General features: G+C 58.5%; 7 protein-coding genes. 3 read left to right on the top strand and 4 right to left on the bottom strand.

From position 1 onward, the window contains the following. On the top strand, positions 1-280 hold a 280-nt coding region (locus tag JTP94_RS06435), incomplete at its 5' end, for a DDE-type integrase/transposase/recombinase (protein ID WP_204849707.1). Between the two features lie 432 nt (positions 281-712). On the opposite strand, the gene JTP94_RS06430 is transcribed toward JTP94_RS06435, so the two are convergent. From JTP94_RS06430 to JTP94_RS06420, 3 genes are all read right to left on the bottom strand, one after another. Continuing rightward, the gene (locus JTP94_RS06430; RefSeq protein WP_204849706.1) at positions 713-2,029 is read right to left on the bottom strand and encodes an HlyD family type I secretion periplasmic adaptor subunit; all 1,317 of its coding nucleotides are present in this window, start codon (positions 2,027-2,029) and stop codon (positions 713-715) included. Next, positions 2,022-3,797: a type I secretion system permease/ATPase gene (locus tag JTP94_RS06425; protein ID WP_204849705.1), complete on the bottom strand. Its 1,776-nt coding sequence runs from the start codon at positions 3,795-3,797 to the stop codon at positions 2,022-2,024. Before JTP94_RS06425 ends, JTP94_RS06430 begins: the two co-directional genes overlap by 8 nt. 96 nt (positions 3,798-3,893) lie before the next feature. Further along, the gene (locus JTP94_RS06420; protein WP_204849704.1) at positions 3,894-9,911 is read right to left on the bottom strand and encodes a peroxidase family protein; all 6,018 of its coding nucleotides are present in this window, start codon (positions 9,909-9,911) and stop codon (positions 3,894-3,896) included. A 118-nt stretch (positions 9,912-10,029) separates the two neighbouring features. On the opposite strand from JTP94_RS06420, the gene JTP94_RS06415 reads away from it, so the two are divergent. Beyond that, the gene (locus JTP94_RS06415; RefSeq protein ID WP_204849703.1) at positions 10,030-11,541 is read left to right on the top strand and encodes a sensor histidine kinase; all 1,512 of its coding nucleotides are present in this window, start codon (positions 10,030-10,032) and stop codon (positions 11,539-11,541) included. Here the strand turns inward: JTP94_RS06415 and JTP94_RS06410 are convergent. Beyond that, positions 11,534-12,172 carry a response regulator transcription factor gene (locus JTP94_RS06410; RefSeq protein WP_204849702.1) on the bottom strand — a complete coding sequence of 213 codons (639 nt, stop codon included), beginning with the start codon at positions 12,170-12,172 and terminating at the stop codon, positions 11,534-11,536. The two genes, JTP94_RS06415 and JTP94_RS06410, sit on opposite strands and share 8 nt — an antisense overlap. A gap of 1,107 nt (positions 12,173-13,279) precedes the next feature. Between JTP94_RS06410 and JTP94_RS06400 the strand changes: the two genes are divergently transcribed. Further along, a complete protein-coding gene (locus JTP94_RS06400) occupies positions 13,280-14,530 on the top strand; it encodes an ABC transporter substrate-binding protein (RefSeq protein ID WP_204849701.1) in 1,251 nt (416 codons plus the stop codon). The last annotated feature ends 56 nt before the right edge of the window (positions 14,531-14,586 follow it).

Genomic DNA, 14,586 nt, shown 5'->3' with positions numbered 1-14,586 from the left:
TCGATCCTACGGTGCCGCAAAGCGGGAGATCATGCCTGGTGTCGATCATCGCTCTCACAAGGGCCTCAACAATCGGGCGGAGAATTCCCACCAACCCATCCGGTGGCGAGAGCGGATCATGAAGCGCCTCAAGTCACAGCGACACCTACAACGCTTCGTCTCTATCCATGACCCGATTGCCAACCTGTTCCACATCCCGCGCCACGACATCTCCTCCAGCCATCATCGAGAACTGCGCGCAGCGGCGATGAACCTGTGGGCGAAAATCGCCCGGGCATGACAGACAAAAGGGGCCTGCTTCATGGTCGCGCCTTTTTGCCGTTAAGTTTACGATGCCCTAACGACTGCTGCAACGGTCAACCAATGAAACAATACGGTACCAAAATCCGTTGTTGGTCTTCGTCCGAACCCCAATTTCGCGTCCTCAGTCCCTCATCTCGCCCACAGTTCCCCTTCGTTGTTTCAGAGATTAATATTTTACTAATTAACCATAAATCTCTGAAATTGGCGAAAGTCGGGCGTCGCAGGCTCGCTCATCACGACCGGCACGTTGAGCCGTGCTGGTTAGTCCACCGAACCCGATGGGTTGAACATTCTGCTCGGCGAGACTCGGCGCCACCTCTCTCTGTCGAATTGCCTCAGTAGCTGAACGGTTGTTGCATGTTCTGCCTTCAATTCGGCACCGCAGAACGGCTGGAAATATTGGCCAGTTTTAATGTTCACGAATGGCGCGCCGCAACCGGTCGGATAGCGGTTCCCAGAGGTAGTCGAAAAATGTCCGCTGGGATGTGGTGATGAAGGCCTCCACCGGCATTCCGGGAACGACCTGAGTATCGTTCAACCGCCTAATCTCCCCCGGCAGAAGATGCACGCGAACCGGATAGTAGGAAACCCGCGACGCGGTATCCTGGACGAGGTCGGCGCCGATCATCTCGACCTTGGCGTCGAGATCCGGAGTCGTCGATCGATTGAGGCCGCTGATCCTCACATAGGCCTTGTCCCCGACATGGATCGAATCGACCTCCTGCGGGCTGATGCGCAGCTCGACATTCAGTTCTGCCTTCTCGGGAACGACCATCATCAGCACCTCGCCGGCGCTGACGACGCCGCCGATGGTGTGGACGGAAAGCTCATGTACGAAACCGGCAAGCGGCGACTTGATGTCGAGGCGCGCCAGGGCATCCTTGGCTTCGATTTGCTTTTCGCTGAGCTCGTTGATTTTGCTCTCCGTTTCCGCAAGATCCTTGCTGGCTTCGGCAACCGCGATCTGATCGAGGTTGAGCGTCTGGAGTTTCGTCTCCGCAATCTTTGCCCGAATCTCCGAAGTCGATGCCAGCAATTGTCCGATTTCGCCGTCGAGCTGGGCCGTGTTCCGCTCGAGCACCTTAACCTGGCTGACGAGAACCAGCTGCCTTTGAAGCAGGCTTCTCAGACTATGGAGTTCGGTGTCCAGCAATTGTCGCTCATGCTCTTTTGCCTCCACCTGTTGGGTGAGGCCATCGATCTGGTTCGTCAGCTGCGTCACACGTTCGGTCAATTGCTGCTTCTGCCCCTGACGGGCTTTCAGTCTGGCATCGAGAAGGCTCTGCTCTCGCCGAAAAAGCACCCGGGCCGTTGATGGATCCGCATTGGCGACGAAGTAATCAGGAAGTGCGAAATCCGCAGCGCCGTCGCGCTCGGCGCCCAGTCTAGCCGCGCTCATCTGCAACTCCGCCAGTTGATGTTCGATGATCTGAAGATCTGATCTGGCATTGGTTCCGTCCAGACGCATAACGGTCTGCCCCTCGGCCACCCGCTGCCCTTCATGGACGAGGATCTCCGACACGATTCCGCCGGCCTTGTGCTGCACTTTCTTGATATTGCCTTCGACTTCGAAATGTCCCGATGCGACGACCGCGCTCGAAAGCGGAGCGATGGCGCCCCAGAGGCCGAAGGTGGAGACAAAGGCTAGGATCAGCATCGTGCCCGCGCGCCGGTAACGGCGGAGCGACAGCGCGTGGTCGGAATAGATCTGGGCCTGGCTAAACATGGGTGGCATTCCCGCTGGCGTTGAGGGGGATGGTGGCATCGGACGGCCGGGTGAGGACCGCCAACACCTCGTCCTTCGGTCCGAACAGCTTGATGCTTCTGTCATGAACGAACGCGACCTTGTCCACGGAGGCGAGCCCGAGGGGTCTGTGGGTGATGACTATGGCTATGCCGCCGCGGTCGCGCACGGCGCGGATCGCGTCACTGAGCGCCGCGTCGCCGCTTGCATCAAGGTTCGAATTGGGTTCGTCGAGGACGACGAGGAACGGATCGCCATAGAGTGCTCTTGCCAGACCGATCCGTTGCCGCTGCCCTCCAGATAAAAACACGCCGCCGTCGCCGATCCGCGTTTCATAGCCGTCTGTCATGCCGACGATGAGATCGTGAGCGCCCGCCGCCGTCGCTGCCTTGATGATCTTTTCCGAATTGCTCTCCACCTGGAAGCGTGAGATCGCCTCGGCAATCGTGCCGTCGACAAGGGCCAGATCCTGAGGGAGATAGCCAACATGCCGGCCGAGATCGTCGCGGTTCCATTGGTTGAGAAGGGCGCCATCGAGCTTCACCGTGCCCTTGAGGGGCTGCCAGACCCCGACAAGCGTACGCGCGAGCGAAGATTTTCCCGATCCGCTCGGGCCGATGATGCCGAGGCCGTCTCCGGCATGCAGTTCAAAGGTAGCGTTCAACAGGATGGGATCGCTGGCACCCGGCGCGGCAGCGGCAAGCCCTTCGACGGTGAGCCTGCGCGCCGGCGCCCGCAATTCGACCTGGTCGGCTTCGATTGCAATGGACAGTGAGCTTTTAAGCCTGACATAGGCCGCCCTTGCGCTGACGAACCCTCTCCAGTGCGCGATCGCCGTTTCGACAGGCGCGAGTGCCCGCGACGTCATGATCGAGGCGGCGATCATTGCGCCGCCGGATACTTCCTGGTTGACCGCGAGATAAGCGCCGAGCGCCAGGATCGACGACTGCAGGACTGTCCGGAATATTTTCGCGAAAGCGCCGAGGCCCGCCTGGACATCGCTGGAGCGCAGGCTCGTGTCGCGAAAATCGCAGCTGAGTTTCCTCCATCGGATGCCCAGCGCACCGTGCATGCCCATGGCGTCCACCGCCTCGCAGTGTCGCCGAGCCGACTCCGCAAACAAATGTCGCTTGTTGCCCTGCAGGTTTGCATCATGTACGGGACTGCGCGTGCGCACATCGGTTGCCACCGCCAGGATGACGATGATGCTTCCGCCGCCAACGGCGAGCCAGCCGAGCCATGAATGCAGGATGAAGCAGCCGACAACGAAAAGCGGCATGAACGGCAGGTCGAAGAGCGCCGTGGGGCCTGGACTGCCGAGGAAGGCGCGAACCTGATCGACGTCGCGTATTGGCTGCATTGCCTCGTCGGGCTTTGCGCCTCTGAGCGGCAGGAGGCTGGCGGCGCGAAAAGCGAGACTGGCGAGATCCTCATCGAACTGCGCCCCGATCCTGCTCAGCATGCGAAGCCGAAGCGCGTCCAGCAGTCCCTGGAGCGCGAAGGCGACGAGCGCGATCAGCGACAGCACCAGCAGGGTTTCGACGCTGCGGCTGACCAGGACCCGGTCATAGACCTGCAGCATGTAGAACGAGCCCGTCAGCGTCAGGATGCTGATGACGCCCGAAAAAACGCCGACTGCCTGCAGGTCGGACATCCGCCGCTTGAACGCGATGGTCGCGGGCAATGTTCTGGAAATTCTGGGATCGAACAAACTGTGATTGGCATTTGCGGCACGCAATGGCTGATGCATCGTGAACTCCACTACTCTTTATGCGAAGCGATCGAACATGACTGAAGCGGGGCCAGCCAGCGCGTAGGGGCGTTCGGCATGGCTGGCCCCTCTGCTTCAGACAACCAGGAAGTCGGCTGCCTGCAACGTGAGGTTCGCTTCGAGGGTAGCAAAGTGCACTTGCGTCCCGCCATTGGCATTACCGTTGCTGTCGTAGGTCAGCCAGCCGGTGGTGGTGTTGTAGATGATCCTGTCGGAACCATCATGCGCGGTGCCCGACGCCGAACTCCAGAAGGCAGCCGCAGACAGGTTTCCGTTGTTTCCGACCTGGCTGAAGATACCGCTCGCATTGTCAAGAGCGATACGATCGTGTTCGGCTGGATTGGCAGCGGTGCTGACGAAGTCGCTGATCGTATCCACACCTGCCGTGTTTAGGTTGGTGTTGAAAACGAACTGATCGGCGCCCGCACCACCGGTATGGTTGTCATTTCCGGCCCCGCCGACAAGGATGTCGTTGCCGGTCCCGCCGTTCAGGGTATCGTTGCCGCCACCGCCGTTCAGCGTGTCGTTGCCATCGGCGCCATTCAGCGTGTCGCCGGCGTTGCCCCCTGATATGACGTTGTTGCGGGCGTTGCCTGTGCCCGTGAACGCCGCGTTACCGGTATAGACCAGGTTCTCGACATTGTCGGAAAGGGCGAACGTTGGAAGTGCAGTTCGCACTGTATCGGTTCCCCCATTGGCATCTTCATGGACACTGTCGCCTGAATTGTCGACAATATACGTGTCGTTCCCGGCACCGCCGGTCATCGAGTCGGCATTGGTTCCGCCGTCGAGGATATTGTTGCCGGAATTGCCGATGAGGATATTCGCGAGCCCGTTGCCGGTGGCGTCATTGTTGCCCCCGCCGGTCAGTGTCAGGTTCTCGAGATTGTTCCCGAGAGTATAGTCGACGGAACTGAGGACCAGGTCGGTACCGCCGCCTGCTTGCTCGACGATCGTGTGCGTACCTCCGCCGGCTATCGCGTAGGTGTCGTCGCCGGCACCTCCCATCAGCGTGTCGTTACCGTTGCCGCCGTCTAGGTAGTCGTTACCCTCGCCGCCACTCAGCGTGTCGTTGCCGTCGCCGCCGAACAACTGGTCATCTCCGGCCAGGCCGTTCAACGTGTCGTTGCCGCCGAGGCCGAAGATGACGTCCCCGATCAGCAGGCTGGTAGTGCCGCTGAGGGCGGCGGCGCCGGAGTTGTTGGAGTTCGTGCCAACGATGAGGTTCCACGCGCTCGAAGCAACGGATTCCGGATTCCCGAACGCATCGGTGAAGGATGCAACGAGCCGAACGAGCTTTCCCGCGGTCTGACCTTGGCTAAGAATGTGCTGCGGGGAAGATTGCTGGCCGCCTCCGTTGCCGGAAGGGATCGTCGTCCAGGCCACTCCATCGACACTTGTCTGCCAATTATATCCCCCGTTTGGAACGGTGATGCTACCCTGCGGATTTGCGACGGTGATGTTGTCGGCGTCGAAGAGAGCGCTTGTGGGCGCAAGACGCGCAAGGCTCCCGAGTGACCCCGCATTGAACGACACGGTGCCCGTCGCGGCGTGATTTGCCAGCTGGTCCGCCGCCAGCGTTCGATCCGCGAACTGGAAGAGGTCGACACCGACCACCAGATCTGTGCCATCAGGCGACCCGGCGCGGTGGTCTTCAATTTTGTAGGCCACGATCGTCCCCTGGTTCACCGAAGCGAAGGTGATCGCGGTGATCGTGTAGTCGGCCCTGTTGCCGGAGTATACAGCAGTGTCCGTCCCCGCGGCCGCCCCATCGGAGCCGAGCACTATATCCTTGAATTTCGCAGTCTTCAGTAGATCGGTGTAGTGCTTGGCGAACATCTGGGTGCCAAGTGACAGATTGCCAAGCAAGCCCGCGCTCAGGACATTGCCGACGTTATGGACAGCGTTTCCAAGTGCGTCCAGCGTGGTCGAGTAACCGCCATAGGCGCCGATGAGGGTGTCCAGGCGGATGCTGTCGCCGATAATGAGGTCATTGCCGCCACTACCGATGTTGCCGGTTGCGTCTGCCGTTGTCGTGTTGAAGCGGTCACCACCACCGCCGCCAATTAGCCAATTGGCGCCGGCATCGCCGATAAGCCGATCGGCGAATTTCGAACCCACCAGGCCTTCGATCTGATTCAGCAGTTGGTTGAATGGGTTGAACGCAGTTCCGCCGTTGGCGGCCGTCAGTCCCTGGTTTCGCAAATCTGCCGCCGTATCAAGTACAATACTGACATCGCTATAGGATGCGATGTCGAAGCCGTCGCCGCCAAGGGCCTCATCGGCGTCGCCGACCTGGGCCGCCTGACCGATACCGCCGAGGATGATGTCGTCGCCGCCCTCACCGAGCAGCATATCGGCACCGGAGCCGCCGGAAAGGATGTCGTCGCCGAGGCCGCCGCGCAGTTCGTCCGGGCCGTCGCCGCCATACATTTCGTCATTGCCGTCATCGCCGAAGGCAAGGTCGGTGTCGCCGCCTGCGTCGATATAGTCGTCGCCGCTGCCGCCGTAGATTTCGTCGATGCCAGCTTCGCCATAAAGCTTGTCATTGCCGCCGCCGCCGATCACCACATCGAGCGCTCCGGCGCTGGTGCCGGCATAGACGATATCGTCCCCTGAGCCGCCATCGAGGAAATCCTCGATATCGCCACCGTAAATGACATCTTGACCGTCTCCGCCATAGATGTGGTCTGCACCGGCGCGACCATCCAGAACGTCGTCGCCGCGGTCGCCATAGATCGTGTCGTCGCCGTTGCCGGCGTCGATCCAGTCGTCATAATCCGTGCCGGCAATCACTTCGTGAGAATTGTATCCCGAGGCCGGCGTCCCATCCGGGTTCTCGCCCATGTCGGGGCGGAAATCACGAATGAAGGTTCGCGTGATGCCAAGGTCGGTGTTCGACTTGGTGATGAGGCCACCATTTCCGACGGTGCCGTTGCCGACGCCCGTGTAAATGCCATAACCGGTATTCGCGGCGCCACCGACGACATCCGTACCGTTGGCGTCGCCGGCATGCAGCGCGATCAGATCACCGTAGGCGTGCGCGGTCTTGTAGTCCTGCATGATCAGCTGGTGATTAACGTCATATTTGAGGTCGCCCATATTGGCGACCACGGAATTGCCGTTGATGTCGAGGATGATCTCGCCCCTGACTGCCCTGAGCGCCGTGCCGGGCAGGACAGTCTTGGCAAGCTCGAGATTGCTGTCGGCATAACCCATGACATCGCCATTCAAATGGATTGCGCCTGTCGTCCGCTCGATGATGTCCTTGAATTGTTCAGTGACGATGGCGTGGCCAAGATCGGTATCGATATTCAGGGCGGTCTGCAGGCGGTAGATATAATAGAAGCGGTCGCCGTCCATCAACCGTTCCATCTGGTCCTCGAAAATCGCGTTGAATGTCGTTCCGAGCTGTCCGGTGAAGACGTGAAGTTCGGCAAGGCCGCCAATCCAGAGATCGATATTGTTGAAAGCGTCGGCGCCTGCGGGGGGACCGGCCGGCGTGCTTGCCGAGTTGTTGAGGAAGCTGATCGCATCCTCGACGCTATAGCCCTGAGCCTGGGCAGTTCCCTCGGCGATCGAGCCGTTCTCCAGGCCGATGATGGCTTCGGCCTTGGCAAGATCCCCATCGAAGGCATAGGCAGCGATGAAGTTCACCAGCGACTGGGGATGCTGCATCTGCGAGCCGAATTCCGCCCAACTCGTATAGGGATTGAGCGCGTCGACGATGAGGTTGGTGTGGTGCGGTGTCGTGGGATCGGCGGCGCGTTCTGCAACCAGCGCGTCGTGAAGCTGCCGGCGCACCTCGTTGAGGGTCGGAATGCCGAGGTCGCGGCCACGGGCAATGTTGATCGCGGCAAGATCGAGCGGTTGGCCGAGCAACGACTGCTGCATGGCAGGCGTCAGGAATTCGTCCACCTCATTCGATAGCTGCTGCGACATGCCGCGGACGATGTCGGTGGCACCGACGGCGGCGAACTGGCCGGGATTCAGGAATGCGCCTGCCAGGGCGAACTTGCTGACCATGCCAGCCGGATCGATGGCGTCGATCGTCTCTCGCAGTTGCGAATGACCGAAGCGGAAGGCGGCTTGCGCATATTCTAGCGAGATGTTGGCGTTGATATCGTTGTCGTAGGTGACGAACTCGGGAAGGTCGGGCGTGACGAGGCGAGCGTACTGGTCGATCGCCACATGCTGATATTCCATTTCATTGATCAGCTTCGTTGCTTCGAACATCTTGTCGGGATCCCAGGAGATCGGCCCGCCCGCAGAGGTAAGGTAGTTTCCATCGACATCGGTGTAGGGGCCGCCAGGTCCGTTGACTGCGATCTGGAAATTGTGGCGGGCGGCCGCATCGGCCTGACCCAGGATCGCGTTCTCAAGATTGACCAGCTGGACGTTGTGATTCTCGTGGAAGACGTGATGCAGCGCCGTCAGACCAAAGTTCTCGTTGGCGCGACCGTCGCCGGCGATATAGTGGTTGGCGACCGACTGCATGAGCGCTTCGCTGACCGCGGCGTATTGCTGAGCTGTGACAGCGACACCTGCAACCGAATTGCGGATCGAGAAGTTCGAGAAATCGATGAACGACATCAGATTCGCAGCGGTGATGCCCCCGGCGGCAATGGTGGAATTGCTGAAATCGATGGCGCCGATGTTTGGATTCATGTCCAGGAGCAGTGCTTGGCCGGTGAAGACATAACCGCCGAGATCGACGCCGTTCGTATCAATGATATGGCCACTCGCATCTCGGGCGCGGTAGTTGTTGACATCATCCCATGTCAAGTCATCTCGGCCGGTTGCCAGGAGATGAGCGCGCAGCTCGGCAAGGGTCGGCACCGTCCTTGTCGTCATGCCTGCCCCCAGCCCGCCAGGTGCCGCATCATTGAAGACAGCACTGTTATAGGCCTGAGTCTGGTGACCATCAAACAACTCGGCGCCCGGCCGATATTGTCCGGTATTCGGATCCAGCACCCATGCGCGCAAGAGCAGCGTGATCTGGGTGTCGGAGCCGTAGCTTTGGCTCTGATCGATATAGGGCGAAGTGTGGTCGGTGTAAGTCGCTACGGCGGGTTTGGCTACTGGCCCGAGAACGTCGGCATTGGCACCGGTTCCTCCAAGAACACCGTCAGCGCCGAGCGATTTTACGTCGTCAGCCGTGCCCCAGGTGTTGTCGGCGCCGGCAATCGAGACCTGACGTCCGTGAATATCATTCAAGGTGTATTGATCGGGCGTCGCGCGCGAGATCGTGATGGTCGTGTTGCCGGGGTCCGCCGCCCCGTTTGTTCCAGGCGCCCGGTAGAGCGGATCATCAGGATCCAGCGGGATGATGATCTTGGCGCCCTGGCCGCCCTTGTCAATGAAATCGAGCCCGTGGTCGAAGAATTGGCCGAACAGGGTGAAGATACCGCTTGTCGAGGGGTCGCCAGGCAGCGTGTTCAGATTGCGGACGATATTCTCGGTGTGCACCGATCCGTCGGCATAGGTGGAGGTCACGACGTCGGTCACCGTGCCAGGCGCATTGAGCTCCACCTTGTCGAGGGCGCCTCCCGTGTTCGACGAGCTGATCGTCTGGGCTATCATCCGTGGCGTATAGTCGACCACGCTCTTGTTCGGATCGGCATAGGCCGCCGGCGTTGCTAGCGTCGTGCTCGCATTCGGGTCGCTCACGGTCGGATGCGTATCGAGATAGCCGTCATGTGTGGCGTCGCCTGCAAGCGCCCGATTGGTCAGGACCTGCTGGACATAGTGGCTGTAGTCCGCCGCCGTCAGGCGCGGGAAAGGACTATGGCCGGAGCCCCAGTTCCAGCGTGTGAGATCCACCAGATTATTGAAGAATCCGCTGGGCACGCGAAAGCCGCTCGCCTCGCGGGCGCCATCGTAGATCGACAGGCCCGTGATTGGATCGACGACACTGAGCGGGTCGAAACTTCCAAATAAACCAAGTTCGTGGACGACGCCGGCAGAGTCGTGATACCCGTAAACTGGCCGGCCCTGCGCATCGAATCTGACGACAAAAATCGCGTCGCGCATCTGGTCGATTAGATAGTTGATGTCGCCGAGTGTGATCTCGAATGGCTTAACGGAAGGCATATTCATCTCCCCTTTTGGTGGGGTCAGCCCCGATAAACCCGGAGTTGGCCGCAAGATCTGATGGAAGATGAGTTTGATCGATATCTGCCTCGAATATTAGCAGAGAAAGTCTCATGCGATGCTGGAACTGAAGTCCAATGGTAGGACTGAGCATTTAGCCGCCGGTCTCCTGCGACTTTGGTCCCGAGTCTCCAGCACGTTGCAGGCGAAGTGGTCGGCCGGCAGCCTGTCGCGGCAGTTCCTGATCACGGCAACGCTGATCGTCAGCATCGCCATGTTCACGCTCGGAAGCTGGATGAGCGAACGCGCGCAGGGAAGTGCGACGCGCAGCGCTGCCGAGGCTGGCGCGATCTTCCTCCAGGCGTTCCTTCAGCCCTACGTCCAGGAACTGGCATTACCCGAGCCGCCTTCGAAACAGATGGAAACGCGCCTGAACACGCTATTTGAGAACACGCTGTTTTCCGACCGCGATCTGCGCAAGCGCTTTATCCTGCTTAAGATCTGGCGGTTGGACGGAACGCTCGCCTATAGTTCGAGCATCCGCATAAAAAAGGGCGAAGAGGCTGAGGTTGAAGTCAGGACGGCAGCCAGAGGCGAGCTTGCGACCGGGTTCGAGGACATCGATGATTTGCTGGAAGGCGTTCCCGAGGAGGAAGCCCACGTCAAACTGCTCGAAGTCTATGCTCCGCTTTACCAAATGCAATCCGATCGCGTCATTGCCGTCGGCGAGTTCTATCAAAGTGCCGCGGCGCTGATCGACGAACGCACCAAGGCGCGCAATTCGACCTGGCTGCTCGTAGGGACAACGTCGTTTGCCATGGTTGCGGTTCTGCATTTGATCGTGTCCCGCGGCAGCAGGATTATCGACTTGCAACGTGATGACCTGAAGCGGCGTTACGCTGAAGCCGCACGCCTGGCCGAACAGAACAATGAACTGCGCAAGACCGCAGAGCGGGCGCGCATTCGCGCGAGTGAAGATAGCGAGAATTTTCTAGCGGGCTTGGGATCGGAACTGCATGATGGGCCCCTCCAAACGCTGAGCATTCTAATGTTGTCTCTTCAGTACGGGCGAGACGGCCAGGAAGATCATGAACCGATCGAAACAACGAGAGACGAAGGTGGGCCGCCGGATTCCATACGGCTCGCGAGATTTCTCTATTCCGAGCTCCGCAATATATCTAGCGGGCTCGTCCTGCCGGGCATTCAGGATGAGGGGTTAGCGGAAACCATTGAGGCTGCCATTCGCCGGCATGAACAACTGACCGGAACCGCCGTGGAGAGAGAGGTGGGCAACCTTCCCTCGACTGTACCGACAGCTGTTAAGATATGTTGTTATCGGGTAATCCAAGAGGGCTTGAATAATGCCTACCGGCATGCGTCGGCGGTAGGACAATCGGTGACGGCCCGAGAGGACCATGCCAAGCTGACGATCATTGTCGGCGATCGCGGGCCTGGCGTTTCCGAAGCGAGGCATGACGGAGGACGAGGCCCTGGGCTGGGACTCGTCGGCCTGCAAAATCGCGTCGCCGCCTTGTCAGGGACGCTGTCGATTAGGTCTCGCGCGGACGGTGGCACCGAACTGCAGGTCAAGCTTCCGCTCGACCTGGAAAATCCGCAGCAACTCAGCTGAGGGCGGAAAGCTGCTGGTGCACGGCAAGTGCTACCTCGACCCGATTGCGGGCATTCAGCTTTGTCATCAAATTGGTCATGTAATGCTTGACCGTCTTTTCGCTGATCGATAGCGAAAGGGCAATTTCTTTATTGGAGCATGCCTTCAGAAGGAGGGCCACGACCTGTTCTTCCCGGTGGCTGAGTTTCGCGGTCGCTGTCCCATTTCTGTTTCTCAGGAACGAATACACCTTTCCCGAAAAGCTTGGGGAGATAAAAAGCTCGCCCCTGAGCACCGACTCGACGGCGCCGAACAACTCGTTCGAAATACTGTCCTTCAGGATGAAGGCACTCGCACCGCTGTCAAGAGATCGGACGGCCATATCAACGTTGTTGCAGGCGGTATAGATAATGACCTTTGTTCCGGCGCCCACAAAGGTAATGTCACTGATCGCACTGTAGACGTCGCCCGGCATGCTGAGATCGACAAATATCAGACCCGGCCGCAACTCGTTGAAGATTTGCCGCGCCGCGTCCGCAGTTGCCCCTTTGCCTACAACTTCATAGCCTCCATGTCGCGCAAAGACTGCGGCGATCCCCTCGAGCAACATTGGATGATCATCAACGAAGGCCACGCTAACCCGCTCTCTCATCTCCCCTCCAAAGTGATGCAACGTATGCCCCACAATTTCAACCACAATAGGTCAGCATATGGCATAGCTAGGTACATGAACAGTTATCCTTCGGATGAGGGATTTTTACTTCAGATTAGGTATCTTTCTGCTTTCCACGCGCAATCTTGAATGCTGCAAAAAATGTAACGGACATTGTCGGAGCTCCTGGTCAGATACCTTGTGCTGAGGACGCCGCGGTTTGAGGTGCCCTCGCGGGCATGCTCCCAGAGATAATCTTTCCGAGCCAGGTCAAAGATGCCGGCACCGCATTCGGCCGGATGGCTATTGAACTCTGGGGACAATCAACGCAGCCAGGTTACCTGACACTGTTAGGCATGCTGCAGGATTCCACGATGGCCGATCTTGCCAAGAGAACAACGGCCGGATGACCCGCTCTTAGGTCAATCTAATCCCAAAGAATTCCGACTGAACAGCCCGAGTCTTCTCGAGCTTTTTTGTTGCCAAAAGCGTGGACCTTTTACGTTCCATCCCTGGTCGTTTTTAGGTCCTCTTTACCCTTGAAATCGGCCTCTGGTGGTCATTTTACGTTCCGTTTTACAGCTGACGACCTTGCGCCCACACCAACGTCGTTCAGTTTATTCGTTTGCTTTAAACCTTCGACAGCGAAAGCCTAGCGCCCTTAAACCGATGCTGCACCGCCTTTTGATAGGCCGGGCTGTCGTACCAATTCCGCAATGGTCACGCCTTCCGGAGCCGGCCCTTCGAGTACATCTTGTCGACCGAATGCCGCCAGAAATTCGAAATCGAGTCCGAATAGATGAGGCTACGACAGCAGAAAATCTGATTGAAATCGCCGCCTTCAAAGATTCTCTCGTCTCTAGATAAACATCTTTTAAGTAGCTGATATTATTCGATATATACTGATTTTTTAATCTGATTTCTTGGTTTTCTCCCCTCACATTGACGCGACTTTGATAATACATTAGGATGAATTATCAAATGAACGATGTTTGGTTGCAATTGACGACGGAGTGGCCTGGCGAACAGGCCTAGCCGACAGAAGTCGGCCGTCATTTGTGGAGCAAGCTTTGAATTTGACATGTGGCTAACGCTCGGGAGGAACATATGCGTCGGACACGGAATATTGGACTTGCGGTGCTTGCATCGCTGGCGGTTGGGACTGTGGGAGGAGCGGTGGCTCGCGCTGCAGATGTGACACTGACGGTATCGCGCTGGGCAGGACCTCAGGCGGATGCACAGAAGCAATTACTTGATGAATACAGCAAAGAGACAGGTGTAGCGGTAAAGCTCGATGCGATCGACTACGGTCAGCTGAAGCAAAAACAGACCCTGAACATGAGCACGAAAACTGGCGAATATGACCTGATCTACCTGCCTGAAGCTTGGTTTGGTGAATATTCGAAAGCGGGTTATCTGGTGCCGCTCGACAATTATCTGAAGGATACGAAGCTTACTGGCGAAGGCTGGGACTTTGCGGATTTTACCAAGGCGGGCCTTGCTGTCTATACGGCCAACGGTTCGCTACAGGCTCTGCCCTATTTCGCACAGACGCCGCTTCTGGTTTATGACAAGGACGCTTTGAAGCAGGCGGGCTTCGATGAACCGAAGAGCTGGGAAGACCTGCTCAAGGCAGCGAAATATTTCAAGGAGCATGGCTCCGGCATCGCGCTTCCCTACCGTCAGGGATCTGCCATCACCAATGTCATGGCGACCCTGCTTGCCGGCGACGGTGCGAATTTCTTCAACGCAAGCGGTAAGCTTGATCTGACGCAGCCCGCAGTCGTCGAGACCGTAAAATTCATGCAAGACCTCGGCAGATACGGGCTCAACGGCAGCAATGGCTGGCATTGGGATGAGGTGAACAAGGCGCTGCAATTTGGCCAAGCGCCAATGGGCATCACCACATCGGGCCTATTCACGGCGTTGGAGAACGCCGACGAATCCAATGTCGCCGGAAAACTAGGCTATGCTGCCATCCCCTATAACAAGCAGGCGGCCGGACTGTTACAGACCTGGGCATGGGGAGTGCCTTCAGACAGTAAGAATAAGGAAGAAGCCTTCAAGCTCGCCGCCTGGCTCGACAGCAAAAAGGCCCTGAAGGAAATCAGCAAGACCGATCCATCCTTCATCAGTTTCCGTTCGTCACTGGCGTCCGATCCTGAAATAGCAAAGAACGCACCGTGGCTAGCGACTGCCAACAAAGTCCTCGCAAACGGCGTGACTTTGCCGCTCCAGCCCGCCGCGTCGCAGCTTCTCGACGCGCTCGCAACTGGCCTTTCCGGCGTAGTTACGAATGGCGACGATCCGGCCCAGATGCTGAAGGGGGTCGAGACATCGCAGTCAGCGAAGTTTTGAACTTCCAGCCATGGAAGGTTGCGGCTGGTCTCCACCCGGCCGCAACCGAAAACATA

It is taken from the genome of Martinezella lusitana, from assembly GCF_016901135.1.
Lineage (GTDB): Bacteria > Pseudomonadota > Alphaproteobacteria > Rhizobiales > Rhizobiaceae > Rhizobium > Rhizobium lusitanum_D.
This window is presented reverse-complemented; position numbering and strand designations above follow the sequence as displayed.